Origin of the sequence: Pseudomonas juntendi, from assembly GCF_009932375.1 — a bacterium.
In the GTDB taxonomy this organism is placed as follows: Bacteria; Pseudomonadota; Gammaproteobacteria; order Pseudomonadales; family Pseudomonadaceae; genus Aquipseudomonas; species Aquipseudomonas juntendi.
This window is the reverse complement of the sequence record NZ_BLJG01000591.1, coordinates 1-227: the sequence shown is the minus strand read 5'-3', so window position 1 is coordinate 227 and position 227 is coordinate 1. Positions and strand designations below refer to the sequence as shown.

Genomic DNA, 227 nt, shown 5'->3' with positions numbered 1-227 from the left:
GTAGAGCGCTTCAAAACCACCGAAGCGGAATCCATTGCGAATAGTCTCTAACTGCTCTGGATCTATTATTGTTCTATCATCGCATGTTGCAATATATTCTTCAGCAATTGTTCTAAAGTTTTCCCAACCAATTATCTTCAGTAAATTCGCTAAAGAAATAGCATTCCTGGTTCGAATGTTTTCTTTCAGTTCTTCAATTTCTTTTGTTTTTTTTTTATTTGCATCAT

General features: G+C 34.4%; 1 protein-coding gene. It reads right to left on the bottom strand.

Annotated elements, in window-relative coordinates; genetic code table 11:
• On the bottom strand, window positions 1-227 hold a 227-nt coding region (locus tag GYA94_RS27400), incomplete at both ends, for a hypothetical protein (RefSeq protein WP_161893520.1).